General features: G+C 61.8%; 26 protein-coding genes. 22 read left to right on the top strand and 4 right to left on the bottom strand.

Going from position 1 to position 24821, the window contains the following annotated elements; genetic code table 11:
- The first annotated feature begins 44 nt into the window (after positions 1-44).
- Entirely contained in the window at positions 45-1097 is a 1053-nt protein-coding gene (locus NTU39_RS22375; protein ID WP_150664497.1) for a S49 family peptidase, read from the top strand.
- A gap of 99 nt (positions 1098-1196) precedes the next feature.
- Here the strand turns inward: NTU39_RS22375 and NTU39_RS22370 are convergent, their stop codons facing one another.
- The gene (locus NTU39_RS22370) at positions 1197-1913 is read right to left on the bottom strand and encodes an SAM-dependent methyltransferase (RefSeq protein WP_150664496.1); all 717 of its coding nucleotides are present in this window, start codon (positions 1911-1913) and stop codon (positions 1197-1199) included.
- Positions 1910-2536, bottom strand: a complete 627-nt coding sequence (locus tag NTU39_RS22365; protein WP_257958603.1) for a Maf family nucleotide pyrophosphatase — start codon at positions 2534-2536, stop codon at positions 1910-1912. Before NTU39_RS22365 ends, NTU39_RS22370 begins: the two co-directional genes overlap by 4 nt.
- A gap of 175 nt (positions 2537-2711) precedes the next feature.
- Here NTU39_RS22365 and NTU39_RS22360 point away from each other — a divergent pair, with 175 nt between their 5' ends.
- The 21 genes from NTU39_RS22360 to nagZ all read left to right on the top strand — a co-directional run bounded on the left by NTU39_RS22360 (position 2712) and on the right by nagZ (position 22443).
- Positions 2712-3314, top strand: coding sequence for a YceD family protein (locus tag NTU39_RS22360; RefSeq protein ID WP_150664494.1), 603 nt, complete (start codon positions 2712-2714; stop codon positions 3312-3314).
- Between the two features lie 128 nt (positions 3315-3442).
- Positions 3443-3622: a 50S ribosomal protein L32 gene (gene rpmF / locus NTU39_RS22355; RefSeq protein WP_023594409.1), complete on the top strand. Its 180-nt coding sequence runs from the start codon at positions 3443-3445 to the stop codon at positions 3620-3622.
- 121 nt (positions 3623-3743) lie between these two features.
- Positions 3744-4796, top strand: coding sequence for a phosphate acyltransferase PlsX (plsX, locus tag NTU39_RS22350; protein WP_257958602.1), 1053 nt, complete (start codon positions 3744-3746; stop codon positions 4794-4796).
- 36 nt (positions 4797-4832) lie between these two features.
- Entirely contained in the window at positions 4833-5819 is a 987-nt protein-coding gene (locus NTU39_RS22345; RefSeq protein ID WP_039401236.1) for a beta-ketoacyl-ACP synthase III, read from the top strand.
- 148 nt (positions 5820-5967) lie between these two features.
- Entirely contained in the window at positions 5968-6897 is a 930-nt protein-coding gene (gene fabD / locus NTU39_RS22340; protein ID WP_257958601.1) for an ACP S-malonyltransferase, read from the top strand.
- Between the two features lie 24 nt (positions 6898-6921).
- Positions 6922-7671, top strand: coding sequence for a 3-oxoacyl-ACP reductase FabG (fabG, locus tag NTU39_RS22335; protein WP_257958600.1), 750 nt, complete (start codon positions 6922-6924; stop codon positions 7669-7671).
- 136 nt (positions 7672-7807) lie between these two features.
- Positions 7808-8047 (top strand): acyl carrier protein, encoded by a 240-nt coding sequence (acpP, locus tag NTU39_RS22330; RefSeq protein ID WP_039401228.1) that lies wholly within the window; start codon positions 7808-7810, stop codon positions 8045-8047.
- Positions 8048-8189: 142 nt separating this feature from the next.
- A complete protein-coding gene (fabF, locus tag NTU39_RS22325) occupies positions 8190-9428 on the top strand; it encodes a beta-ketoacyl-ACP synthase II (RefSeq protein WP_150664491.1) in 1239 nt (412 codons plus the stop codon).
- Positions 9429-9594: 166 nt separating this feature from the next.
- A complete protein-coding gene (gene rpoE, locus NTU39_RS22320; protein ID WP_010805230.1) occupies positions 9595-10194 on the top strand; it encodes an RNA polymerase sigma factor RpoE in 600 nt (199 codons plus the stop codon).
- Between the two features lie 38 nt (positions 10195-10232).
- A complete protein-coding gene (locus NTU39_RS22315; RefSeq protein ID WP_257958599.1) occupies positions 10233-10922 on the top strand; it encodes a sigma-E factor negative regulatory protein in 690 nt (229 codons plus the stop codon).
- The gene (locus tag NTU39_RS22310) at positions 10923-11978 is read left to right on the top strand and encodes a MucB/RseB C-terminal domain-containing protein (RefSeq protein WP_039401223.1); all 1056 of its coding nucleotides are present in this window, start codon (positions 10923-10925) and stop codon (positions 11976-11978) included.
- Positions 11979-12106: 128 nt separating this feature from the next.
- Positions 12107-13618: a DegQ family serine endoprotease gene (locus NTU39_RS22305; RefSeq protein ID WP_150664489.1), complete on the top strand. Its 1512-nt coding sequence runs from the start codon at positions 12107-12109 to the stop codon at positions 13616-13618.
- An 8-nt stretch (positions 13619-13626) separates the two neighbouring features.
- Positions 13627-13872, top strand: a complete 246-nt coding sequence (locus tag NTU39_RS22300) for a glutaredoxin family protein (protein ID WP_150664488.1) — start codon at positions 13627-13629, stop codon at positions 13870-13872.
- Positions 13873-14080: 208 nt separating this feature from the next.
- Entirely contained in the window at positions 14081-15886 is a 1806-nt protein-coding gene (gene lepA, locus NTU39_RS22295; RefSeq protein WP_039401215.1) for a translation elongation factor 4, read from the top strand.
- 18 nt (positions 15887-15904) lie between these two features.
- Entirely contained in the window at positions 15905-16819 is a 915-nt protein-coding gene (gene lepB / locus NTU39_RS22290; RefSeq protein ID WP_150664487.1) for a signal peptidase I, read from the top strand.
- Between the two features lie 276 nt (positions 16820-17095).
- Positions 17096-18133 carry a ribonuclease III gene (rnc, locus tag NTU39_RS22285; protein ID WP_257958597.1) on the top strand — a complete coding sequence of 346 codons (1038 nt, stop codon included), beginning with the start codon at positions 17096-17098 and terminating at the stop codon, positions 18131-18133.
- Positions 18134-18190: 57 nt separating this feature from the next.
- Positions 18191-19084 (top strand): GTPase Era, encoded by an 894-nt coding sequence (gene era / locus NTU39_RS22280; protein ID WP_039401209.1) that lies wholly within the window; start codon positions 18191-18193, stop codon positions 19082-19084.
- The gene (gene recO, locus NTU39_RS22275; protein ID WP_246184569.1) at positions 19071-20075 is read left to right on the top strand and encodes a DNA repair protein RecO; all 1005 of its coding nucleotides are present in this window, start codon (positions 19071-19073) and stop codon (positions 20073-20075) included. The genes era and recO overlap by 14 nt, the downstream gene beginning before the upstream one ends.
- On the top strand, positions 20072-20833 hold the full coding sequence (pdxJ, locus tag NTU39_RS22270) for a pyridoxine 5'-phosphate synthase (RefSeq protein ID WP_150664485.1): 762 nt from the start codon (positions 20072-20074) through the stop codon (positions 20831-20833). The genes recO and pdxJ overlap by 4 nt, the downstream gene beginning before the upstream one ends.
- Before the next feature lie 102 nt (positions 20834-20935).
- Entirely contained in the window at positions 20936-21412 is a 477-nt protein-coding gene (gene acpS / locus NTU39_RS22265) for a holo-ACP synthase (protein ID WP_150664604.1), read from the top strand.
- Positions 21409-22443, top strand: a complete 1035-nt coding sequence (gene nagZ, locus NTU39_RS22260; protein ID WP_257958596.1) for a beta-N-acetylhexosaminidase — start codon at positions 21409-21411, stop codon at positions 22441-22443. The genes acpS and nagZ overlap by 4 nt, the downstream gene beginning before the upstream one ends.
- A 125-nt stretch (positions 22444-22568) precedes the next feature.
- Here the strand turns inward: nagZ and efp are convergent, their stop codons facing one another.
- Both efp and earP read right to left on the bottom strand, forming a co-directional pair.
- Positions 22569-23126, bottom strand: coding sequence for an elongation factor P (efp, locus tag NTU39_RS22255; protein WP_150664483.1), 558 nt, complete (start codon positions 23124-23126; stop codon positions 22569-22571).
- Positions 23127-23264: 138 nt separating this feature from the next.
- A complete protein-coding gene (gene earP, locus NTU39_RS22250) occupies positions 23265-24491 on the bottom strand; it encodes an elongation factor P maturation arginine rhamnosyltransferase EarP (protein ID WP_373275418.1) in 1227 nt (408 codons plus the stop codon).
- Between the last annotated feature and the right edge of the window lie 330 nt (positions 24492-24821).

The following is a 24821-nucleotide window of genomic DNA, read 5'->3' as shown; positions in this document are numbered from 1 at the left end:
CTGTCTCGCCTGTCTCGTCTTTCACCCAAGTCTCTGGATAACGTATGGCCGACTCCCTGCCGCCCGATTCGCCGCGCTCCGAACCCGGTTTCACGCCACCTGGCGGGCGTTCGCCACAGGCGTCCGGTGCGGGTCGCGATCCCCATGAGGTCAAGCCGTGGGAGCGCGAAATGCTGGAAAAGGTCTTGATGGCTGGCATTCGCGAGCAACGTGCTGCGCGACGCTGGAAGATCTTCTTTCGTCTGCTGATCCTGGCGATCATTGCCTTTGCCGTGTGGTCGATCTTCGATTTCGACGGTGGCAGTACGACATCTGTCGGATCGACTGCGGGCAAGCACACTGCGCTCGTCACGCTGAACGGCGAAATTGCCGCTGACGGTCAGGCGAGCGCGCAGAAGATCAACGCGGCGCTGGAATCGGCGTTCGAAGACAAATCGGCTGCCGGCGTGATCCTGCGCATCAACAGTCCCGGCGGTAGTCCGGTGCAGGCGGGCATGATTTACGACGATATCGCTCGTTTGCGTGCCAAATATCCGAAGAAGCCGATTTATGTCGTGGTCGAGGAAATGTGCGCGTCCGGCGGCTATTACGTGGCGGCTGCCGCCGACAAGATTTACGTCGACAAGGCGAGCATCGTCGGTTCCATCGGCGTGTTGATGGACGGCTTCGGCTTCACCGGGTTGATGGACAAATTGGGCGTGGAGCGCCGTCTGCTGACTGCGGGCCGCAACAAGGGCTTCCTCGACCCGTTCTCGCCGCAGACCGATCAGCAGAAGACGTACGCGCTGGACATGCTCGAACAAGTGCACCAGCAGTTCATCACGGCGGTCAAGAAGGGACGTGGCGACCGTCTGAAGGAGGATCCTGATCTTTTCAGCGGTCTGTTCTGGACGGGGCAGCGCTCCGTCGAGCTAGGGTTGGCCGACGGCCTGGGTACGGTCGACTCCGTGGCGCGCGATGTGCTCAAGGCCCCCGATCTGGTCGACTACACCGTCAAGGAAAACCTGCCCGAACGTATGGCGCGACGCTTTGGCGCCGCAGTGGGCGCGGCAGCGATGAAGACGATGCTCATGGGCACCGCGGTGACGATGAAGTAATTGTTACGCTGCGCCGTCCATCGATAGACTGCGCAATGGTAAGAACGGAAAACCCCCACGGAAGCCGGACTTCCGTGGGGTTTTCTTGTTTACGTCCCGTTATTGCGCCAAAAACAGGAAAATCGCAGGCCGTTTATGCAGTTCGACGCTGGCTTGCGGCCATCCCTTGACCCGGTGCGTCACGATTTGCTCCGCATCCTGCGTGACATCGACGGCCACGCAAAGCAGCGTGGAGGCGTCGCAACTTTGCAGTAGGGCGTCGAGCATCGCTTTGTTGCGGTACGGGGTCTCGATGAAGATCTGCGTTTGCTTTTCCTTGCGTGAGCGCTGTTCGAGCTCACGCAGACGCTTGGTGCGCTCGCCCGCATCCGTCGGCAAATAGCCGTGAAAAGCGAAGCTTTGGCCGTTAAGTCCGCTGGCCATCAGGGCGAGGAGAATCGAGCTGGGGCCGACGAACGGCACCACCCGCACGCCTTTTTCATGGGCACGGCGCACCAGCAGCGCCCCCGGATCAGCGACCGCCGGGCAACCGGCCTCCGACACGAGGCCGCCATCTGCGCCCGCCAGAATGGGCGCGAGCAGCGCATCGACAGCCGCATCAGGCGTATTGACGTTCAGTTCGCGGATGTCGATTTCCTGAATCGGCGTGCTGACGCCCACCAGTTTCAGAAAGGCACGGGTACTCTTGGCCTGTTCGCCGACGAAGTACTTCAGCCCGGCGGTCACCGTGCGGACCTCTTCGGGCAACACGGACGGCAGCCCGCCTCGGGTGCTCGTGCCGAGCGTGTTGGGAATCAGATACAGCGTGCCGCTCATGCTGCGCTCCCCTGTGGTGCCACGCCGGGGCCGGGCAGGGCGATGCCGGCATGCATCAGCATGGTCGTGAGCGCAATCAGCGGGAGACCGATGAGCGCGGTGGGGTCGTCGTTTTCGATGGTTTCGAGCAGCATGATGCCGAGGCCTTCGGATTTGGCGCTGCCTGCGCAGTCATAGGGCGTTTCTGCTCGAAGGTAGGCGGCCAGGACGTTATCGGGCAGCTCGCGGAACTTCACTCGCGTTACGACGTCTTTGGCTTGGCTCTCGCCGTTGCGGGCGTCGTAGACGCACAGGGCGGAGTGGAACTCGACCACCTTGCCGCGCATGTCACGCAGTTGCGTCATGGCGTTCTCGAAATTGCCGGGTTTGCCGATCTGGCGGCCTTCGAAGGTGGCGACCTGATCGGAGCCGATGATGACGGCGTCAGGGTGGCGGGCAGCGACGGCCTGTGCCTTCTGGCGGGCCAGCCGCAGCGAGGCGTCGTGCGGTGTTTCGCCAGCGGCGGGCGTTTCGTCGATGTCCGGGACGTCGACCGAGAACGGCAAGCGCAGGCGCTCGAGCAGTTCGCGGCGATAGCGTGATCCGGAGGCCAGGATCAGCGATGGCAGGGGCTGTGCGGTCATCGGGTTTAAGTGTTTGACGAGAAACGAAAAACTATTTAGAATTCACGGCTTTTGCAATCTGGCGCTCGGTCTCGCCAGCCTGCGCGACACCGGTTCAAACGTCTGAAAGTGGCGTCGAATCAGGGCGCTGCGGGTGGCAGGGGACATGAATGCGGTCAGATGCGCCAAGGCAAGGATGAGCGTGATGAACGAATATATCGTCGATCTGTTCGAATTCGCGCGTACCGGCCGGGTGGCGGAAGGTGACGTGCAGCTTGCGGCATTGCCGCGCATGGTAACCGAAGTGCCAGCCGAAGTCTCGGCATCGGGGCGGGCTGAGGGCGTGTTCCACTGGCGTGCGCAAGGGGCGGAGAAGCCCGTGCTGCGCGCGGATGGTAAGCCCACCGTGAAGCAGTTTTTGACGCTCACGGTCGAAGGCCCGATGTGGCTCGAATGCCAACGTTGCCTCACGCCTTATGAGGAGTCGCTCGACTCGGAAACGACGTTCGAGATCGTGACTGACGAAGCCGCTGCGGAAGCGCGTCCTCTCGATGAAGACGAACTCGAAGCGCTGGTCGGCTCCAAACATTTCGATTTGCGCGAGCTGATCGAAGAAGAATTGCTGTTGGCTTTGCCTATCGTCCCGAAACATGAGGTTTGTCCGAGTGTTCACGATAGTCTGGCTACCGGAAGCGACGGGTTGGCAGCGCCGGCTCCGGAGCCCGAAGAAGAGGATAAGCCGTCTCCGTTCGCGGCGCTGGCAGCGCTCAAGCGCTCGCCGGACAAGGACGGAAAGTAATGTGCGGCCGGATTTCCGGCTCACCAAAGTACATGTTTGCGTTAGTCGCACAGGTCGGGCCGACAGGCCGACACCGTAGGGCGGCGCTCGAACTGTGTTAAAATTTCGCGATATTTTGAGGAGTTATCATGGCCGTTCAACAGAACAAGAAGTCGCCGTCGAAGCGCGGCATGCACCGTTCGCACGATTTCCTGACCGCACCGTCGACCGCCGTCGAACCGACGTCGGGTGAGACGCACCTGCGTCACCACATCTCGCCGAACGGTTTCTACCGTGGTCGCAAGGTCATCAAGACCAAGAACGACTAATAATTCGGCCCTCAAGGCGATACGCGCCCATCATGGCGCTGTTTGATCGTCCGATGTGGCAAAAGCGGCACTCATCCTGCCGCTTTTTTTGTTACCTGTACCGCAAGCCAATCACGTCGACATGACAGTCACCCTGACGATCGATTGTATGGGCGGAGACCACGGCCCATCGGTGACGGTGCCGGCTTCGGTTCGCTTCGTGCAATCCACCGACGATGTCGAACTTGTGCTGGTCGGGCAGCAGGAGATCATCAACGCGCAGCTCGCGAAGCTGCGTGTGACGGATCACCCGCGCCTGTCCGTCGTCAATGCGAGTGAAGTCGTCGCCATGGACGACTCGGTCGAGACCGCGCTGCGCAAGAAGAAAGACTCTTCGATGCGCGTGGCGCTCAATCTGGTCAAGGAAGCGCGCGCGCAGGCCTGCGTGTCCGCCGGGAATACCGGTGCGCTGATGGCCGTCTCGCGTTACGTCCTCAAGACGCTACCCGGTATCGAGCGCCCGGCAATTGCCACGGTGCTGCCAAACGAGAAGGGTGGCTACACGACGATGCTCGATCTGGGCGCCAACGTCGACTGCGAACCGACTCACCTGCTGCAATTCGCCGAGATGGGCCACGCGCTTGTCGCAGCGGTCGATGGGAAGGAACGTCCGTCGATCGGCCTGCTCAACATTGGCGAAGAAGTCATCAAAGGCAACGACGTCATCAAGCAGGCGGGCGAGCTGCTGCGCGGCTCCACGCTGAATTTCTACGGCAACGTGGAAGGCAACGACATTTATCGCGGTACGACGGATATCGTCGTCTGCGATGGTTTCGTCGGCAACGTTGCACTCAAAACTTCCGAGGGCCTGGCACAGATGCTCGGCGAAATGATCCGCGAAGAGTTCACCCGTACGTGGTGGACGAAGGTGATTGCCGTCATCGCATTGCCGATTCTCACTCGCTTCAAGAACCGCGTCGACCATCGCCGTTACAACGGTGCTGCGTTGCTCGGGTTGCGTGCGCTCGTCATCAAGAGCCACGGTTCCGCCGATGCCTACTCGTTTGAATGGGCCATCAAACGCGGCTATGATGCAGTTCGCAACGGTGTGCTTGACCGTCTGTCGCATGCCATGCAAGAGAATCAGACCCAGCTCCAGGACAACAAGCCGGCGAGCGCCATTCCGGCGCTCTGAAGCCGGTCCCGCCCCGGTGCGCTAACCGACCATAAGATGACCCAGTCCGCGATTTATTCCCGTGTCGTCGGCACCGGCAGCTACCTGCCGGCACGACGCGTGACCAATCAGCAGTTGGCAGACGAGCTTGCCACCCGAGGCATCGAGACGAGCGACGAGTGGATCGTCGCCCGTACCGGCATTCAGGCGCGCCATTTCGCCGCGCCCGACCAGACGAGCAGCGATATGGCGGTGGAAGCCGCCAAGCGCGCACTCGACATGGCGGGATTGAGCGCCGACCAGATCGACCTGATCATGGTGGCCACGTCCACACCCGATTTCGTGTTCCCGAGTACGGCTTGCCTCGTGCAGAACAAGCTCGGCATCACCAACGGTTGCGCCGCGTTCGACATTCAGGCTGTGTGCTCGGGCTTCGCCTACGCGATGGCGACGGCCGACAACTTCATTCGCTCGGGTGCCTACCGCAACGTGCTGGTGATCGGTGCGGAAACGTTCTCGCGCATTCTCGATTTCAACGACCGTACGACGTGCGTGCTGTTTGGCGACGGCGCCGGTGCGGTCGTGCTGCAAGCGTCCAGCGAGCCGGGCATTCTGTCGAGCGCGCTGCACGCTGACGGCAGTCACTCGAACATCCTCTGTGTGCCGGGCAATGTGAGCGGTGGCGCGGTGCAGGGTGAGGCGTTCCTTTATATGGATGGTCAGGCGGTGTTCAAGCTGGCCGTCAAGGTACTCGAAAAGGTGGCTCACGAGGCTCTCGAGAAGGCTGGGCTGGAAGCGTCGGCGATCGACTGGCTGATTCCGCATCAGGCCAATCTGCGCATCATGACGAGCACCGCCCGCAAGCTGGGTGCCGAAGCGAAAATGGTCGTGACCGTCGACCAGCACGGCAATACTTCCGCGGCATCGATTCCGCTCGCACTCGACGTCGCGGTTCGCGACGGTCGTATCAAAGCTGGCCAGAACGTCATGATCGAAGGCGTGGGTGGTGGCTTTACGTGGGGCGCGGTGCTTTTCCGCATGTGAACGTCCCGGCGCCGGAGCACCACGCGAACCTGCCGCACGTTGTGAAGTGTGGTGTAAGCGAAACGCGTGAGAAGGCTCTCTTGCGTGTCGTTGCGGCGCGCTAAGATGCGCCGCCATGTTTCTGAATCTGACTGTAAAACCAGCCGCTATGACATTCGCTTTCGTTTTCCCGGGACAAGGATCCCAATCGGTGGGCATGCTCGACGCATTCGCGGACAACGCCGTCGTGCGCGAAACGCTTGCCGAAGCTTCGGACGCCCTCGGGCAGGATATCGCCAAGCTGATCGCCGCTGGCCCCGCCGAAGAACTGAACCTCACGACCAACACACAGCCGGTGATGCTCACCGCCGCCTACGCGATGTACCGCGCGTGGCTGGCTGACGGTGGCGCAACGCCGGCTTTCGTCGCTGGCCACAGCCTGGGTGAGTACACGGCGTTGGTGGCCGCTGGCGTCATCGCATTCAAGGACGCCGTGCCGCTCGTGCGTTTCCGCGCGCAAGCCATGCAGGAAGCCGTGCCGGTCGGTCAGGGCGGCATGGCGGCGATTCTCGGTCTGGACGACGACACCGTTCGCACCGTCTGCGCTGAAGCGTCGGCGGCGGGCGTGGTCGAGGCCGTCAACTTCAACGCCCCGGCGCAAGTCGTGATCGCCGGTGCTAAGGCGGGCGTCGAGAAGGCCTGCGAGCTGGCTAAGGCTGCGGGTGCCAAGCGCGCGCTCGTGCTGCCGGTGTCCGCACCGTTCCATTCGTCGCTGCTCAAGCCTGCGTCGGATCGTCTGCGCGAGTATCTGGCGAGCGTGACGTTTAACGCGCCGCAGGTCCCGCTCGTCAATAACGTGGATGTGGCGGTCGAAACCGACGTGGCTCGCATCAAGGACGCGCTGGTGCGTCAGGCGGCCGCCCCGGTGCGCTGGGTCGAATCGGTGAAGTGGCTCGCCGCGCAAGGCGTGACGCAAGTGGTCGAGTGCGGTCCGGGCAAGGTGCTGACCGGCCTGACCAAGCGCATCGACGGCAATCTCACGGGTTTGGCAATCACCGATCCGGCCTCGCTGGCCGACGTGCGCGCCCAACTCTCGTAAGCCATAGGCAAGGGTAATTCTTTCATGAGCAAGCAACTCGAAAACCTCGTGGCGCTGGTGACCGGCGCCTCGCGCGGCATCGGTCGTGCCATCGCCCTCGAACTGGCTCGCCAGGGTGCGATGGTCGTGGGTACCGCCACCAGCGAAGCCGGAGCGCAAGGCATCGATGCGTATTTCGCAGAAGCCGGTGTCGCGGGCAAGGGCATTGTCCTGAATGTGACCGACGCCGAAGGCGTGGCCGCAGCGCTGGACGACATCCTCAAGCAACATGGCAAACTCGACATCCTCGTCAATAACGCCGGTATCACCCGCGATAACCTTGCGATGCGTATGAAGGACGACGAGTGGGATGATGTGATCGACACGAACCTCAAGGCGATCTTCCGTCTGTCGCGCGCTGTCATTAAGCCGATGATGAAGGCGCGTAGCGGCCGGATCATCAATGTGACGTCGGTCGTCGGTTCCGCAGGCAACCCGGGGCAGGCCAACTACGCTGCCGCGAAGGCGGGCGTGTCGGGCATGTCGCGCTCGTTGGCCGCTGAGATCGGCAGCCGAAACATCACGGTCAACTGTGTGGCCCCCGGTTTTATCGACACCGATATGACCAAGGCGCTGGGTGAAGCACAGCACGAAGCGCTCAAGGCACGCATTCCGCTGGGCCGTCTGGGCGCGCCGGAAGATATCGCCAATGCGGTGGCGTTCCTCGCGTCTCCGCAGGCAGGTTACATCACCGGCACTACGCTTCACGTGAACGGCGGCATGTTCATGAATTAAGGAAGATGTGCGCAAATTGCGGTGAGATTGCATGATTTTGCGCGACATTGAACATTATTTGGCGCATGCTAACTTTGCTTGGCAAACCTGTTAAAATGCGCGCACTTGTCTGAACTAACTACCCCGGAGGGTTTGAATGGATAACATTGAGCAACGCGTCAAGAAGATCGTCGCCGAACAACTTGGCGTCGCGGAAGCCGACATTAAGAACGAATCCAGCTTCGTGAACGATCTCGGCGCTGACTCGCTCGATACGGTTGAGCTGGTGATGGCCCTGGAAGAAGAGTTCGAGATCGAGATCCCGGACGAAGAAGCAGAAAAGATCACCACCGTGCAACAAGCTATCGATTTCGCCTCGTCGCAGAAGAAGGCGTAATTCGTACGGATAGCCTGATTGGCCGGGATGCCGACCGGCTCCTGGCGTCGGGCGTGCCTGTCAGCCGCAGGGAGCGCAGGGTCGGACCTTGTCGCCTCTGTGGCTTTTGTTTTGTATGACCCAGCAGAAGAAGGGGAGTATCGTGAGTCGTCGTCGCGTCGTCATTACCGGTCTGGGCCTGATCTCGCCGGTCGGCAACACTGTTGCCGAAGGTTGGGAGAATCTGGTCGCGGGCCGTTCGGGCATCGCCAACATCACGAAGTTCGATGCGAGCGAGTTCAAAGTTCGCTTCGCAGGCGAAGTCAAAAACTTCGAGACAGAGAAGTATCTGTCGGCCAAGGAAGCTCGCCGTATGGATACGTTTATCCATTTCGGTCTGGCAGCCGGCATTCAGGCGTTTGAGGATAGCGGCCTGCAAATCACCGCAGAGAACGCAGAGCGCGTGGGCGTGCTGGTTGGCTCCGGGATCGGTGGTCTGCCGATGATCGAGGATACGCATGACGATCTGATCAAGGGCGGTCCGCGCAAGATTTCTCCCTTCTTCGTGCCGGGCTCGATCATCAACATGATCTCCGGCCACCTGTCGATCAAGTACGGCCTGAAGGGCCCGAACCTTGCCATCGTCACGGCTTGCACGACCGGTCTGCACTGTATCGGTCAGGCCGCTCGCATGATTCAGTATGGCGACGCGGATGCCGTGCTCGCCGGCGGGGCCGAATCGACGGTGTCGCCGCTGGGTATCGGCGGTTTCGCTGCGATGACCGCACTGTCCACGCGTAACGACGACCCGGCGACGGCCAGCCGTCCGTGGGACAAGGATCGCGACGGCTTCGTGCTGGGCGAAGGCGCTGGCGTGATGATGGTCGAAGAGTACGAGCACGCCAAGGCGCGCGGCGCCAAGATCTACGCCGAACTCACAGGCTTCGGCATGAGCGCCGACGCGTATCACATGACCGCACCGTGTGAAGACGGCGACGGCGCGCTGCGTGCCATGACGAACGCGTTGCGCGACGCTGGCCTGAACGCCGACACGGTGAACTACGTGAATGCGCATGGCACGTCGACGCCGTTGGGCGATATCGCGGAGACGGTCGCGGTCAAGCGCCTGATGGGCGATGCGGCCAAGAACGTGGTGATGAATTCGACCAAGTCGATGACCGGCCACTTGTTGGGCGGTGCAGGCGGCCTGGAGTCGGTGTTCACCGTGTTGGCCGTTCATCACCAGAAGTCGCCGCCGACGATCAACATCTTCAATCAGGATCCGGCTTGCGACCTCGACTACTGCGCAAATACGGCCCGTGACATGAAAATTGATGTCGCGTTGAAGAACTCTTTCGGATTTGGCGGGACTAACGGCACGCTGGTCTTCCAGCGAGTCTAAGTTCGCGGGACGCCCCGCAGGCGTCCCGTCCCGCTGACCCACGCTCCGGTGAGTGTGCCCGGGCGTGCGGCGTCAAAGACACTTCCAGCCGTGGTGGTCAGTGCTGCCACGGTGCAATTGGGCCCGTTCGGGCCCGGCAGCCAGAGAAAATACGGATCCATATCAGGTGAGTGAACGAGAAATCGACCAGGCGCTCGTCGAGCGCGTGCAGAAAGGCGACAAAGCCGCCTTCGAGCTGTTGGTCGCGAAATATCACCGCAAGATCATCCGCCTCGTATCGCGGCTCGTGCGCGACGCCGCCGAGGTCGAGGATGTGACGCAGGAGGCCTTTATCAAGGCCTACCGCGCCTTGCCGCAGTTTCGCGGCGAGTCGGCGTTCTATACCTGGTTGTATCGTATTGCTGTCAACACGGCGAAAAACCACCTGGCGACCCAGGGACGTCGTGCACCGACTTCGACTGAAGCGAACGCTGAAGAAGCTGAAACTTTTGCCGAGGCCGATCAACTAAGGGATATCAACACGCCTGAGTCGATGCTGATGAGCAAGCAGATTGCTCAAACGGTCAACACAGCGATGGAGGCTTTGCCCGATGAACTTCGAACGGCAATTACCCTGCGAGAAATCGAAGGGTTGAGCTACGAAGAGATCGCCGAAGCCATGGGGTGCCCGATCGGAACGGTCCGTTCGCGAATTTTCCGGGCGCGTGAAGCGATTGCCAGCCGGCTCAGGCCGCTGCTGGACACGCCTGACGGTAAGCGCTGGTGAGCGCGCCGCCGGGAAAGTTATTTTCGTTGGGGGATATCATGGGATCAGCGACGGTACAAACGCAGCGGGGGCTGCAAGCCGAGCGGATTTCCGCGTTGATGGACGGGGAATTCGATCCGGACGAACTGGCCGCCCTGCTGGACGAGGCTGACACCTCGGGCCGGCCTCTGTGGGACGACTACCATCTGATCGGGGACGCACTGCGTTCCGATGAACTGACGCTGCCGCGTTCGGAGTCTGCCTTTATGGCCTCCTTCGCTGCACGCCTCGAAGCCGAGCCGCACCTGCTCGCGCCAGCCGCACTGGCCGATGCTCAGGCAGCGACAGCTGCGGGTGCAAAAGCCACCGGCTCGCGTGTCACGCGAATCAATCCTTTCCTGCGCGTTCGCCGCGTCCTGCCGACGGCCGCCGCCGCCGCTGCAGTCGCTGCACTGTCGTGGGTCGTGGTGCCGCGTCTGCAGGATCATCCGGCAGGTGGTTCGCAACCGCAGGTGCTCGCCCAGACCGCAGCGCCGGTCGCCAGCGGTTCCAGCCTCACGCGTGTGGCGCTGTCGCAGCAGCCGCAAGCCGCTGTGGCCGCCAATGGTGCGGGTGCGCCGAACGATGTGATCGTGCTGCGCGACGCGCGTCTCGACCAATATCTTGCGGCTCACCAGCAATACGCGCCGGCCCCGATCGGTCAGAGCGTTTCCCCTTACATGCGAGCCTCGGCGCAAGCGGACGAATAAATGCAGCGCCTGAGTATCGAATCCTTGCCGCGTGCGCCCTTCGGGCGCACTTTCTTCTTGTTTGCATTCCTGCTGGCGAGCACCCTGCAAACGCAGGCGTGGGCGCAGGCTTCCGCGTCCACCGACCCGCTGGTCGAGAAGCGCGAAGTCAGTGCGTGGCTCAACAAGATCCACCGAGCGGCGCAAACGCAAAACTACATCGGCACCTTCGTGTATCAGCGTGGCTCGACCATGCGTTCGTCGAAGATCAGTCACTTCGCCGAGAAAGGTAACGAGTACGAAGAACTGGAGACGCTCGACGGACGTCAGCGCCGCATTCTTCGTCAGAACGAAGACGTCTACACGCTGATTCCCGAGCAGAAGACCGTCTTCCAGGAAAAGCGCGAGAGCAAGGATTCGTTCCCCGCATTGCTTGCGACGCCCAATCGCGACGTGCTCGACTACTACGCGCCGAAACTGCTGCCGAACGAACGGATGGCGGGCTTCGACTGCATGGTGATCGAGCTCACGCCGAAGGACGATTACCGTTTCGGTTATCGCTTGTGGGCCGATCGCAATACGGGCTTGTTGCTGCGTGCGCAGACGCTCGATGCCGAAGGTCACCTGCTGGAGCAGGCGGCGTTCTCGCAAATCTCTATCGGTGTGCCGAGCGAGAAGGCGCGAATCGTTCACGCGATTCAGGCGACGCACGGCTGGCATGTCGTGAAGCCGCAGATTGCGACGACGCGTCTGTCGGACGCGGGCTGGAGCATCGACGTCGACAAGAAGGTGCCGGGATTCAAGGCCGTGCGGGAAGTGCGTCGCACGATGCGCTCGACGGCTGACGGCAAACCGCTGGAAGTCCAGCAGGTGGTATATTCCGACGGCATGGCCGGACTTTCGGTGTTTATCGAGCCGGCCACGCGTGAGCGCAAGGAAGGCCACGGTAGCGCCGGAGCGACGAACATCCTCATCAAGCGCTATGGCGACTTCTGGCTGACCTTGCTCGGCGAAGTGCCGCAGGCCACCCTGCAACAGTTCGCATCCAGCATCGAGTACAAACAGCCGGCGAAGTGACCGGCTGTCGGGTGGGCCGCAACCGGTAACGGTGCGGTCCGGGCAGCGAGGCAGACGTGACGCGACGCAGCGTCGGGTGCCGGACTGCCCTCAGGGATTCCGAGACTTTCGCGCACCACGATCTTCCAATGAAGAAGACTCTCCTGCTTCGTGTCATCCTCGGCGGCGCCATTGCCGCCCAATTGGCGGGAGCCCCCGCCGCCTTTGCTGCGCCGGCCTCGGCACCGAGCGGCGGATCGACGACGTCGAACGCACCGCTTGTCAGCAACCTTCCCGATTTCACTCAGCTCGTCGATCGCGTCGGCCCCGCCGTCGTGAACATTCGGACGACCGAGCGCGTTAGCCGCAATCAGCGTGGCTTGCCGCCCGGTATGGACGACGACATGGCCGAGCTGTTCCGCCGCTTCTTCGGCGTGCCCATGCCTCAGCAGCCGGGCCCGAAGGGCGGCACGCCGAAGCGTGGCCAGCCCCAGCCGGACGAAGAGCAGAACAGCGGCGTGGGTTCGGGCTTCATTGTCTCGAACGACGGCTACATTCTGACGAACGCGCACGTGGTCGACGGCGCGGACAGTATCTACGTCACCCTGACCGACAAGCGCGAGTTCAAGGCGAAACTGGTCGGCGCGGACAAGCGTACCGATGTCGCGGTGGTCAAGGTGGAAGCGAAGGATCTGCCGACGGTGCCTGTCGGCGACTCGAACAAGCTGCGCGTGGGCGAGTGGGTGGTGGCGATCGGATCGCCATTCGGTCTCGAAAATACGGTAACGGCGGGCATCGTGTCGGCTAAGGGCCGTGACACGGGCGATTACCTGCCGTTCATCCAGACGGATGTGGCCGTGAACCCGGGCAACTCCGGCGGCCCGCTCATCAATATGCGTGGCGAGGTCGTGGGCATCAACTCAATGATCTACAGCCAGACCGGCGGTTTCATGGGCATTTCGTTCGCGATTCCGATCGACGAAGTGATGCGCGTGGTCGATCAGCTCAAGAAGACGGGCAAGGTCGTGCGCGGCCGTATCGGCGTGGCGATCAGCGAAGTGAGCAAGGACGTGGCCGATTCGCTGGGCTTGCCGCGTGCTCAGGGTGCACTGGTGCGCAGCATCGAGCCGGGTAGCCCTGCCGAGAAGGCGGGCGTGCAGCCGGGTGACATCATCATGAAGTTCGAAGGCCGTCCGGTCGATCACGCAACGGACCTGCCGCGCATGGTCGGCGAGACCAAGCCGGGTTCGAGCGCAACGCTGCAAGTTCTGCGCAAGGGCAAGAATCAGGATCTGAAGATCACGATTGCCGAGGCGGATACCGATACGCCCAAGGCATCGAAGGCCCAGGGCGGCAGTGCCGAAGCGCCGCATCCGAACGCGTTGGGTCTGGTCGTCTCCGATTTGACCGAAGCGCAGAAGAAGGATTTGAAGCTGCGTGGCGGCGTGCAGGTCGAACTGGCGGAAGGCCCGGCGGGCCGTGCGGGGCTCCAGCAGGGTGACATCATTCTGCGCGTGGGCGACGCCGATATCGCCAACGCCAAGCAGTTCGAGGACGTGGTGAAGGCGCTCGATCCGAAGCGTCTGGTGCCGATCCTGGTGCGCCGTGGCGATGCAACGCAGTTCGTGCCGCTGCGCCCGCGTGCGCCGGGCAACAAGTAATCCAGCCCATGACCGCGCCGGCGCTCACGCTCTATGGCCGCAAGTGGTGTCATCTGTGCGATGACATGCTTGCGGCGCTCGAAGCGATGCGTCCGGCGTGGGATTTCTCGGTCACGGTGATCGACGTCGACAGCGATCCGGTGCTCGAAGCGAAGTACGACGAGATCGTGCCGGTGCTTGCTCTGGGCGAGCGTGAGCTGTGCCGGTATCGTTTCGACGTCGACGCTGTCGCCACTGTTTTTCCCCGGGGCTGACGCTTCGTCCGGCCCGGATGCCCAGAACGAAACCAGCACCAGACCATCATTTCCACTGAATCCCACTTATTTCGGCTATACGGCTGCGATGCCTTCGATTCCGGACGGAATCGGTGCGCTTTCGGCTAAAATGTCGTGTTTGCCGATTCTCTCGAAAGTCGCTGCCGAGCCGAATCCGATGGCACCGACTTTTCTATAGCCCCGCCTCATGGACCATATTCGCAATTTTTCGATCATCGCCCACATCGACCACGGGAAATCGACCCTGGCCGATCGCATCATCCAGCTGAGCGGCGGTTTGTCCGATCGTGAAATGGAATCTCGCGTCCTCGACTCGATGGATCTCGAGCGCGAGCGGGGCATCACCATCAAGGCACAGACCGCCGCGCTGCAATACAAGGCACGCGACGGCAAGGTCTACAACCTCAACCTGATCGATACGCCGGGACACGTCGACTTCTCGTACGAAGTGAGCCGTTCGCTGTCCGCTTGCGAAGGCGCGCTGCTCGTCGTCGACGCCTCGCAGGGCGTGGAAGCGCAGACCGTTGCGAACTGCTACACCGCCATCGAGCTGGGCGTGGAAGTCGTGCCGGTGCTCAACAAGATCGATCTGCCGTCGGCCGAGCCGGAAAACGCGATTCAGGAGATCGAAGACGTTATCGGCATCGAAGCGACCGACGCCGTGCGCTGTTCGGCCAAAACCGGTCTGGGCGTGGAAGACGTGCTCGAAGCGCTGATCGCCAAGGTGCCGCCGCCCAAGGGCGACGCCAACGCGCCGCTGCAAGCCCTGATCATCGACTCGTGGTTCGATAGCTACGTCGGTGTGGTCATGCTGGTGCGCGTGGTCAACGGCACGCTCAAGCCGAAGGAAAAGATTCACCTGATGGCCACGGGCTCCAGCTATCTGGTCGAACAGGTGGGCGTGTTCACGCCGAAGTCCAAGCAACTCGCATCGCTGTCTGCCGGTCAGGTGGGCTTCATCATCTCGGGTATCAAGGAACTGAACGCGGCGAAGGTGGGCGATACCGTCACTCACGCCGTGACGACCACGACCAAGCCGGCCGACGCACCGCTGCCGGGCTTCAAGGAAGTGAAGCCGCAGGTGTTCGCCGGTCTCTATCCGGTCGAAGCCAATCAGTACGATGCCCTGCGCGACTCGCTCGAAAAGCTCAAGCTCAACGATGCCTCGCTGCAATACGAACCGGAAGTTTCCCAGGCACTGGGCTTCGGTTTCCGTTGCGGCTTCCTGGGCCTGCTGCACATGGAAATCGTGCAGGAGCGTCTGGAACGCGAATTCGACATGGACCTCATCACCACGGCGCCGACCGTGATTTATGAGGTGACGGAGCGCGACGGCACGGTCGTCTCGGTGGAAAACCCGGCGAAGATGCCGGACCCGGGCCGCATCGAGGAAGTTCGCGAGCCGATCGTCACCGTGAATCTGTACATGCCGCAGGAGTACGTCGGTTCGGTCGTCACGCTGTGCCAGCAAAAGCGCGGCGTGCAGATCGACATGCAGTACCACGGCCGCCAGGTGCGTCTGATTTATGAAATTCCGATGGCTGAAATCGTGCTCGATTTCTTCGACCGTCTGAAGTCGGTATCGCGCGGTTACGCGTCGATGGATTACGAGTTCAAGGAATATCGCGCGTCGGACGTGGTCAAGGTCGACATGCTGATCAACAACGACAAGGTCGACGCATTGTCGATCATCGTCCACCGCTCGGAGAGCCGTCGTCGTGGTGCGCAAGTCGCGTCGAAGATGCGCGAAATCATTCCGCGTCAGATGTACGATGTGGCGATTCAGGCGGCCATCGGTGCGAACATCATCGCGCGGGAAAACATCAAGGCACTGCGTAAGAACGTGTTGGCGAAGTGCTATGGTGGCGACATCTCGCGTAAGAAGAAGCTGCTCGAGAAACAGAAGGAAGGTAAGAAGCGCATGAAGCAGGTGGGGAGCGTTGAAATTCCCCAGGAAGCGTTCCTTGCCATTTTGCAAGTCGAAGACAAATAACGTAGCGACAGGTCCCGCATGAATTTCGCCCTGATTCTTTTGATCCTGGTGCTGGTGACCGGGGTGGCCTGGGTGGCCGACAAGTTGGTGTTTCAACCGGCGCGCCGCCGGGCAGCACAGAATGCCGTGGCGCAATTCGATCAGCAGCAGCTTGCGTTGCAGGGCTCCGGTATTCAGGGCTCTGGTTCGCAGGAAGGCAATGCGCTGGCAAGTGCGCGCGCGAAGTTGCGTGACGACAAGCTGCGTCAGCCGTGGTGGCTGGAGTACTCGGCGAGCTTCTTCCCGGTGATTCTGGCGGTTTTCGTGCTGCGCTCGTTCGTGGTCGAGCCGTTCAAGATTCCGTCGGGTTCGATGATTCCGACGCTGCTCGTCGGCGATTTCATTCTGGTGAACAAGTTCGATTACGGTATTCGTCTGCCGGTGGTCAACAAGAAGATCATCGATTTGGGCGAGCCGAAGCGTGGCGACGTTGTGGTGTTCCGTTACCCGAAGGATGAGTCGATGGACTACATCAAGCGTGTGATCGGCGTGCCGGGCGACGTGGTGGCCTACCAGAACAAGAAGCTCACGATCAACGGTGAACCGGTGCCGGAGACTGCGCTGCCGGATTACTTCGACGACGAGCACATCGCGTATTTCAAGCAGTTCGAGGAGACGGTTGGCGGCGTGAAGAACCGGATTCTGAACGATCCGAACGTGCCGCCGTACATCATGGGCGCCGACGACTTCCCGAACAAACAGAACTGCCAGTACAACAGCCAGGGCGTGATCTGCAAGGTGCCTCCGGGCAACTACTTCATGATGGGCGATAACCGCGATAACAGTGCGGACAGCCGCTACTGGGGCTTTGTGCCCGAGCAGAACATCGTGGGCCGGGCGTTCTTCATCTGGATGAACTTCTCGAACCTGAAGCGTCTGGGCGGCTTCCAGTAAGTCGACCGCTTCCCGGGGAAGTCTGGCTTTCCCGCTTAGGATCGAATTGATGCGGAAATTGGCGTTATTTCGTCAATTTCCGCATTATTGTTTTTAAATTAGAAATAAAAGGTGCGACAGGAGACGGCCGTCGGTGGGACTGATCGGTCCTGACCTCGGAATTGTCCGATCCACCGATCTCGCGCCAGTCCGAAAAGCCCGTCAGACGGCGGTAAAGCCCGTCGTTTCTTGGCGACGACCCGCGCCGGGGCGGGAGCGTCGCGCTATACTTGCGCCATGTCTCAATCACTGAATCAACTGGAAGAACGTCTCCAGTATCGTTTCCACGATGCGGAATTGCTTTGCCAAGCACTGACGCACCGTAGCCACAGTGCCGCCAACAATGAGCGGCTGGAGTTTCTCGGCGATTCCATTCTGAACTGTTCGGTCGCAGCGATTCTGTTCCGTCGCTACGGCAAGCTCGACGAAGGCGACCTCTCACGTGTGCGCGCCAATCTCGTGAAGCAACAATCGTTGTACGAGATCGCGCAGACGCTTGGCGTTTCCGATTTTCTTCGCCTGGGCGAAGGCGAGCTCAAGAGCGGTGGTTTCCGTCGTCCCTCGATTCTGGCCGATACTCTCGAAGCGCTGTTCGGGGCGATGTACCTCGATGGCGGTTTCGAGAAGGCCTACGCGGTGATCGAGCGTCTGTACACGCCCGTGCTCGAACATGTCGATCCGAAGACACTCGGCAAAGACGCCAAGACGCTGCTTCAGGAATACCTGCAAGGCCACAAGATCGCGCTGCCGCAGTACACGGTGATCGCTACCCACGGGGCGGCGCACAACCAGCAGTTCGAGGTCGAGTGCACCGTGCCAAAGCTCGACATCAAGGTGGGCGGTTCGGGCGCCAGCCGTCGCGCGGCCGAGCAGGCAGCGGCCAAGAAAGCGCTGGAGGAAGTGCAGAAAATGCCCGCGCTGGCGAAGCCGAAGGCCGAGAAGAGCGCGAAGGCGGCGAAGAAGCGTGCTGCCAAGGCGGCGGCCTCGGAAGCGAAGAAGGCCGTACAGGTAGGGCAAGCCGGGCAACTGACGGTGGCGTCGCAGGCTGAGTCGAAGGACGTGAAGGAGTCGCGGGAGCCGAAGGATGCGCGCGATGCCACGGCCGGCGCGAGCACGGCGCCAGCCATGACCGCGTCGAGCCACAATGCGCCTCGCAACGCGGCCGCATCGCCCGAGAAGTCCGCTGAAAAGTCCGCTGAGAAGCCGGCTGAAAAGTCCGCCGAAAAGCCGACCGACAAGGCCGACGCCGCCAAGCAACCTCCGGCAGCTGCCTGAGTCCCATTCAGGGGGAGAGCAATCGCTGCTGTCCCCCTTTCAAGAGAGTTTCCAATCATGAACGATAAGACGGATTTTCGCTGCGGTACCGTGGCGATCGTCGGGCGTCCGAACGTCGGCAAGTCGACGCTGCTCAACGCCCTCGTCGGTCAGAAGATCAGCATCACGTCGCGCAAGGCGCAGACCACGCGACATCGCATCACCGGCATCAACACCACGGAAGACGCGCAGTACATCTTCGTCGACACCCCGGGCTTTCAGACACGTCATGCGACCGCACTCAACCGCTCGCTCAATCGTGCCGTGACGTCCACGCTGTCGAGCGTCGACGTGGTCATGTTCGTGATCGAAGCAGGTAATTTCGGCCCGGACGACGAGAAGGTGCTCAAGCTCCTGCCGGAAAACACGCCGGTGCTGCTGATCGTCAACAAGCTGGACCGTATCAACGATAAAGCCGAGATGCTGCCGTTCCTGCGCAAGCTGGGTGAAGTGCGTGATTTCCGCGAAATCGTGCCGATGTCGGCGAAGCGTGAGGACGACATCAAGCGTTTGCTCGGCGTGTTGCGTCCGTACCTGCTCGAAGGCGACCCGATTTACGGCGAGGACGATCTGACCGATCGCAGCGAGCGTTTCATGGCGGCCGAAATCCTGCGCGAAAAGGTGTTCCGCTGGACGGGCGACGAATTGCCGTACACGAGCACGGTCATCATCGACAAGTTCGAAGTCGAAGGGAATCTGCGCCGCATTTTTGCGACGATTCTGGTCGATCGCGACAACCACAAGGCGATGATCATCGGCAACAAGGGCGCGAAGCTCAAGCAGATCTCCACCGATGCACGCCTCGATATGGCGAAGCTTTTCGACGGGCCCGTGTATCTGGAAGTGTGGATCAAGGTGAAGGGTGGCTGGGCCGACAACGAAGCCGGCCTGCGGGCATATGGCTACGAGTGAGCTGGATACGACGTCACGTGACGATGTCGACGCGCCGGATGCCGTAACGACGGCGACCGGTACGTCGCAAGCCACGCGATCGGCGCGATCCCCGCGAGCCGCCTCGGAGGCGGTGGGGGCGCGGCCCACGCGTCCGAAGAGCACGCGCCCGCGTGCCGTGGACGACGATGCCTCCGAAGCCTTCCAGCAAGCGCAGGCTAACAGCGACACCGTCAAGCGCGAAGCCAAGCGCACGCGACGCGCGCCGTCCCCCGCCCGGGTGGCCGAGCGCGAACAAAGCCGGGTGACGGAACAACCCGGCTTTGTGCTTCACAGCTATCCCTACCGCGAAACCAGTCTGATCATCGATGTACTTACGCGCGACCACGGGCGTATTGCGCTCGTCGCCAAGGGGGCGAAGCGTCCGCATTCCGCACTGCGCGGCGTGCTTCAGACGTTTCAACCGCTCTCGCTCGCTTGGCTCGGCAAAGGCGAGTTGCGCACGTTGACGAAGGCTGAGTGGGTCGGCGGCTTGCGTCCCCTGGAGGGCGACGCGCTGCTTTCGGGCTTTTATCTGAACGAATTGCTGGTGAAGTTTTGCGCGCGAGACGATCCGCACGACAAGCTGTTCCAGCACTATCTGACGACGCTGCATCATCTCGCGCACGGCGAACCTGCGGGCGTGATCCTGCGTGCGTTCGAGCGCGTGTTGTTGCGCGAGACGGGATATGCCGTGGCGTTCGACCGTTGCACGCAAACGCGTGGCAAGGTGGTACCGGATCGCCGCTACGTGTTTCACCCCGACTGGGGCGTGCGCCCGGCGCGCGGCGACGAACCGTCGGACTGGCCGGTCGTTGCCGGGCAGACGCTGCTCGACATGGAGCAAGACGATTACTCGCGGGCGCAGACCGTGCAACAAAGCAAGTTGCTCATGCGCTTTCTTCTTAACCACCATTTGGGCGGCGTGCCGCTCAATACCCGGCAGATCCTGCTCGACCTGCAAAAACTATGAGCCTCTTCTTCCAAGGCAATGCCATCGACCTCGGGGTCAACATCGATCACGTCGCCACGGTGCGCAACGCGCGCGGCACGAAATATCCGGATCCGATCAGGGCAGCCCTGCTGGCCGAAGAGGCGGGCGCCGATGTGATTACGCTGCACTTGCGTGAGGACCGTCGCCATATCCGCGACGACGACGTCACGAATCTGCGCGACAAGCTGATCACGCGCATGAACCTCGAGTGTGCGGTGACGGAAGAGATGCTGGCGATTGCCTGCCGCGTGAAGCCGCACGATGTCTGTCTCGTGCCGGAGAGTCGTCAGGAACTGACCACTGAAGGTGGGCTGGACGTCGTCGGGTTGTACGACCGTATCGCCGCAGCGACGCAACAGCTTGGCGAAGCGGGCAGCCGCGTGTCGCTGTTCATCGACCCGGACGAGGCACCGATTCGCGCTGCTGCCCGCATGGGCGCGCCGGTCGTCGAGCTGCACACGGGGCGTTACGCCGAAGCGCATGACGAAGCCACACTTGAGGCCGAGTTCGCCCGCATCGAACGTGCGGTGGCGCTCGGTGTGTCGCTGGGACTGCGCGTCAATGCCGGTCATGGCTTGCACTATGAGAACGTGCAGCCCATCGCGGCCATCGAGGGCATTTCCGAGCTGAACATCGGACACGCCATCGTCGCTCACGCCCTCTTCGCTGGCTGGGAGAACGCGGTTCGCGAGATGAAGGCCATCATGGTCGCCAGCCGCATCGCGGCGCGCGGCTGAGCGGCGGCGTCCCGTCAGGTTATCGCCGCATTAAGCTGTGACACGATTCTTCTCATGAGCGAAGCGAATCCCCCGTCCTCACCGTCTTCCCCATCTTCCGCGATGAGCCCGACGGCAGCCTCCGGCGTGCCGCCCCAGGGGCCGACGACGATCTACGGCGTGGGCACCGACATCCTGCAAATCAGTCGCGTCGTGGGCGTGATGGCGCGCACGAAAGGCCGATTCGCAGAGCGCGTGCTCGGGCCGGAGGAACTCAAGGTTTATTACGCTCGTCAGAAGCGCTCCGAGGTGCGCGGGCTGGCTTATCTGTGCACACGGTTCGCCGCTAAGGAAGCCGTCTCGAAGGCCATCGGTCTCGGGATGCGCTGGCCGATGACATGGCGTGCCGTGCAGACGCTGAACGCGCCCTCAGGTAAGCCGGTAGTGATCGCGTCGGGCGAGTTGGTGCAGTGGCTCGCCGAGCGGCAATTGTCGATCGAGATTTCGATCACAGACGAAAAGGAATACGCGGTCGCCTTTGCGATCGCGTCACGTAATTTAGGCAACATTGGCAATATTGCATCGGAGAAATCGCAATGACGAAGCGCAGGCCGGGCCCGGTGATGCTGGACGTTGTCGGGCTGACCCTCAGCGAAGACGACATCCGTCGCATCGATCACCCGTTGACCGGGGGTGTCATTCTGTTCGCGCGCAACTTCGACGATCGCGCGCAACTGTGCTCGCTCACGAAGCAAATTCGCGACGTGCGCGACGACATTCTGATTGCCGTCGATCATGAAGGCGGACGCGTGCAGCGCTTTCGCACCGACGGCTTCACGCACCTGCCCGCGATGGGCAAGCTGGGTAAGCTCTGGCATGAGGACGTGTTCAAGGCAACGCGCGTCACGACGGCCGTAGGCTACGTGCTTGCGTCGGAACTGCGCGCGTGCGACATCGACCTGAGCTTCACGCCGGTGCTGGATCTGGACTATGGAACGTCTGCCGTGATCGGCGACCGCGCGTTCGACGCGGATCCGCGCGTGGTGGCGATGCTCGCCAAGAGCCTCAACCACGGGCTGTTGCTCGCAGGGATGGCGAACTGCGGCAAGCACTTCCCGGGGCATGGTTTTGTGGCGGCCGACTCACATCACGAGATTCCCGTGGACGAGCGCTCGCTCGACGAGATTCTGTCCGTCGATGCGCAACCGTACGACTGGCTCGGCATGTCGCTCGCGGCGGTTATGCCAGCACACGTGATCTATCCGCAGGTCGACCCGAACCCGGCAGGCTTCTCGGCCAAGTGGCTCAAGGAGATTCTGCGCGGCCAGTATGGTTTCGACGGCGTGATCTTCAGCGACGACTTGTCGATGCAGGGCGCGAGTGCGGCGGGCGACGTCGTGACGGCCGCTCACGCGGCGCTGGACGCTGGCTGCGACATGGTGCTCATCTGCAATAGTCCGGAGAAGGCAGACCGTCTGCTGCGCGAGATGAAGCCGGTGGCCGACACCGTCTCGCAGCGCCGCATCAAGCACCTTCTGGGACGTGGCAAGGTGCACGGCTGGGAGAAGCTGCTGGCGCAGCCGGAGTATCAGGCGGCGAAGCGTCTGATCGCGGAGACGTTCGGCGGCTAAGGTTGCGGAAGGCCGGTGCAAACCGGTCGCCCCAAACAAAAAGCGCTCGACCCCGAAGGGACGAGCGCTTTTTTGTTACCTGACGAACCGCATCGCCCGAGAGCGCTGCGGTCGCAAGCCATCGCTTAGGCGCGGCTCTTGTACGAGTCGTCACGCGTGTCGATTTCGATCTTGTCGCCAGTGTTCACGAACAGCGGAACCTGAACTTCCAGCAGGTCGTTGATCTTGGCGTTCTTCAGAACCTTGCCCGACGAGGTATCACCCTTCACAGCCGGTTCCGTGTACTCGATCACGCGCACGAGCGTCGTCGGCAGTTCGACCGAGATAGCCTTCTCGTTGTAGAACACGACTTCGCACGGCATGTCGGGTTCGAGGTACTTGATGGCGTTGTCCATGTTCTCGGCTTCGACTTCGTACTGGTTGTAGTCGGCGTCCATGAACACGTACATCGGGTCGGCGAAGTACGAGTACGTCACGTCCTTCTTGTCGAGGTTGACGGTCTCGAACTTTTCGTCAGCCTTGTAGGTCCACTCGCCGCGGCCTTCCTTGAGCAGCTTCTTCCACTTCAGCTTGACCATGCTGGAGTTACGGCCCGACTTGACGAATTCGGTGCGGAGCACAACGTTCGGCTCACCCTCCAGGATGAAGACGTTACCGACGCGGAGTTCTTGAGCGATTTTCATAAAAAACGAGATCCTGTGACGAAATAAGCGATTTGCCGCTTGTTGAGCGCTTCCATACGCCGATTCGCCGCTTGATTCCCGTGTCCGCCAAGGGCGACTCGGAGCAGCAGGTTCAGCAGCAAAGCGTTGAAAAACCAGCTATTTTACCTGATTTTGCGCGAAGCTTGCCAACTGTCGCGCGAGGTCCGGAAGCTGGGCCTGAGCGTTTGCCCATGCCTGCGCATGGCGTGTCAGGGCGGGCAATGCCGCTGCCAGTGCCGACCAGTCCGGCGCGGTGCTGGCGTAACCGTTCCAGAGGTGCCAGAAGGTACGCAGCGCTTCGCGTTCGGGGTGTCCCAAAGCGACGTCGCCGGGGGGCAGATCGACCATATACCGTTCCAGAAACGCATCGAGCTTCCCATGATGGGCATTTTCCGCTTGCGGATAGATATGCCAGACGAACGGTTTCGCCGTCCATTGCGCCCGTACGAATGAGTCTTCCCCCCGCACGAAATTCAAATCGCACGCCCAAAGCAGGTTATCGAACTCCTGCTGCGGGACGAACGGCAGACCGTAGGCGGTCAGGGCGCCACGTGTCGCCGATTCGCGCGGGGCGAGCGCCTCGCGTCCGAGCCACTCGCCGACAGCCGGGGCGATTCGACCTTGAGGGACGAGGCAGACAATGGGCGTTTCGCTTTCCGACCATTGCGTGAGCAACGCTGGCAACGCGTCGTTCTCATACGCGAACAGCGACACGATCAGCGCCTCTTGCGGTGCCGTAGACAGGCCGAGCGTGCGTTGCCACCAGGCGTCGCGCAGGTCGGAAGACGCGAGGAATGCGTCGCGCCGGGAAAACAGTTCGCGTTCGCGGATCAACCCGCCGGAGCGTTCGGTGAAGCCGGGCATGAAAATCGTTTTGACGAGGCCCAACTGCGGATGGAGCGACTTCTGCAGATGGAATTCATCGACCCAGGACTCGGCGCTCAGATACTCCAGATTGACCCACACAGGCGCGTTGCCTGCCTGTTTCCGGGCGTGCATCGCGTGGAGATAGGCGTCTGGAATATGGCAGGCGAACCCCTCGATCACGATGTCGCCCGGCGAGTTGTCGTCCGTGATCGGGCCGAAGTCGGCGTCCCAGCGCCGCACCTCGACGCCATCGCAGCGCTGCTGTGCCTGCGTCGGATCGATGTCCGGGCGCAGATAGCGGAAGCTCGTGAGATCGTCGACCCAGAGCCGCACCGACCATCCGTGTTCGCGTACGAGTTGGCGCGCGAGTCGCCAGCACACGCCGATGTCGCCGAAGTTGTCGACGACAGTGCAGAAAAGGTCGCAGCGCGGCACCAACGGAAGGTGGCTCGGGATCGTGGTGGCGGACGAGGACATAGTAGACAGGGGCATTGAGAAGCCGTGACGCGGATTGGTCTAAACTTCTAATTTTAGTCCCTCCTTGTATCTATCGAGGCACACAAGGGACGCTCAGATCGCCAGAGTTCATGACCGAAGACGCCCACGACGTCACGCCACCGCGTAAGTCCCGCAAAGCCCAAGCCACTGACGCTGCCGAGCCCACGCCATCGGCCGCGGCCGGGGACGTCGCGCAGCCGTCGGTTCCGTCAGCACCGGATGACGTGTCTGGCGAGGCGTCGGCCGAGACAACAGCTTCACCGTCCGCCAAGCCAGACAAGTCGGCCAAATCCGGCAAATCCGGCAAAG

Source organism: Pandoraea commovens, from assembly GCF_024704525.1.
GTDB lineage: Bacteria > Pseudomonadota > Gammaproteobacteria > Burkholderiales > Burkholderiaceae > Pandoraea > Pandoraea commovens.
Note: the sequence above shows the minus strand (reverse complement) of the source record. Positions and strands in the feature narration are given on the sequence as shown.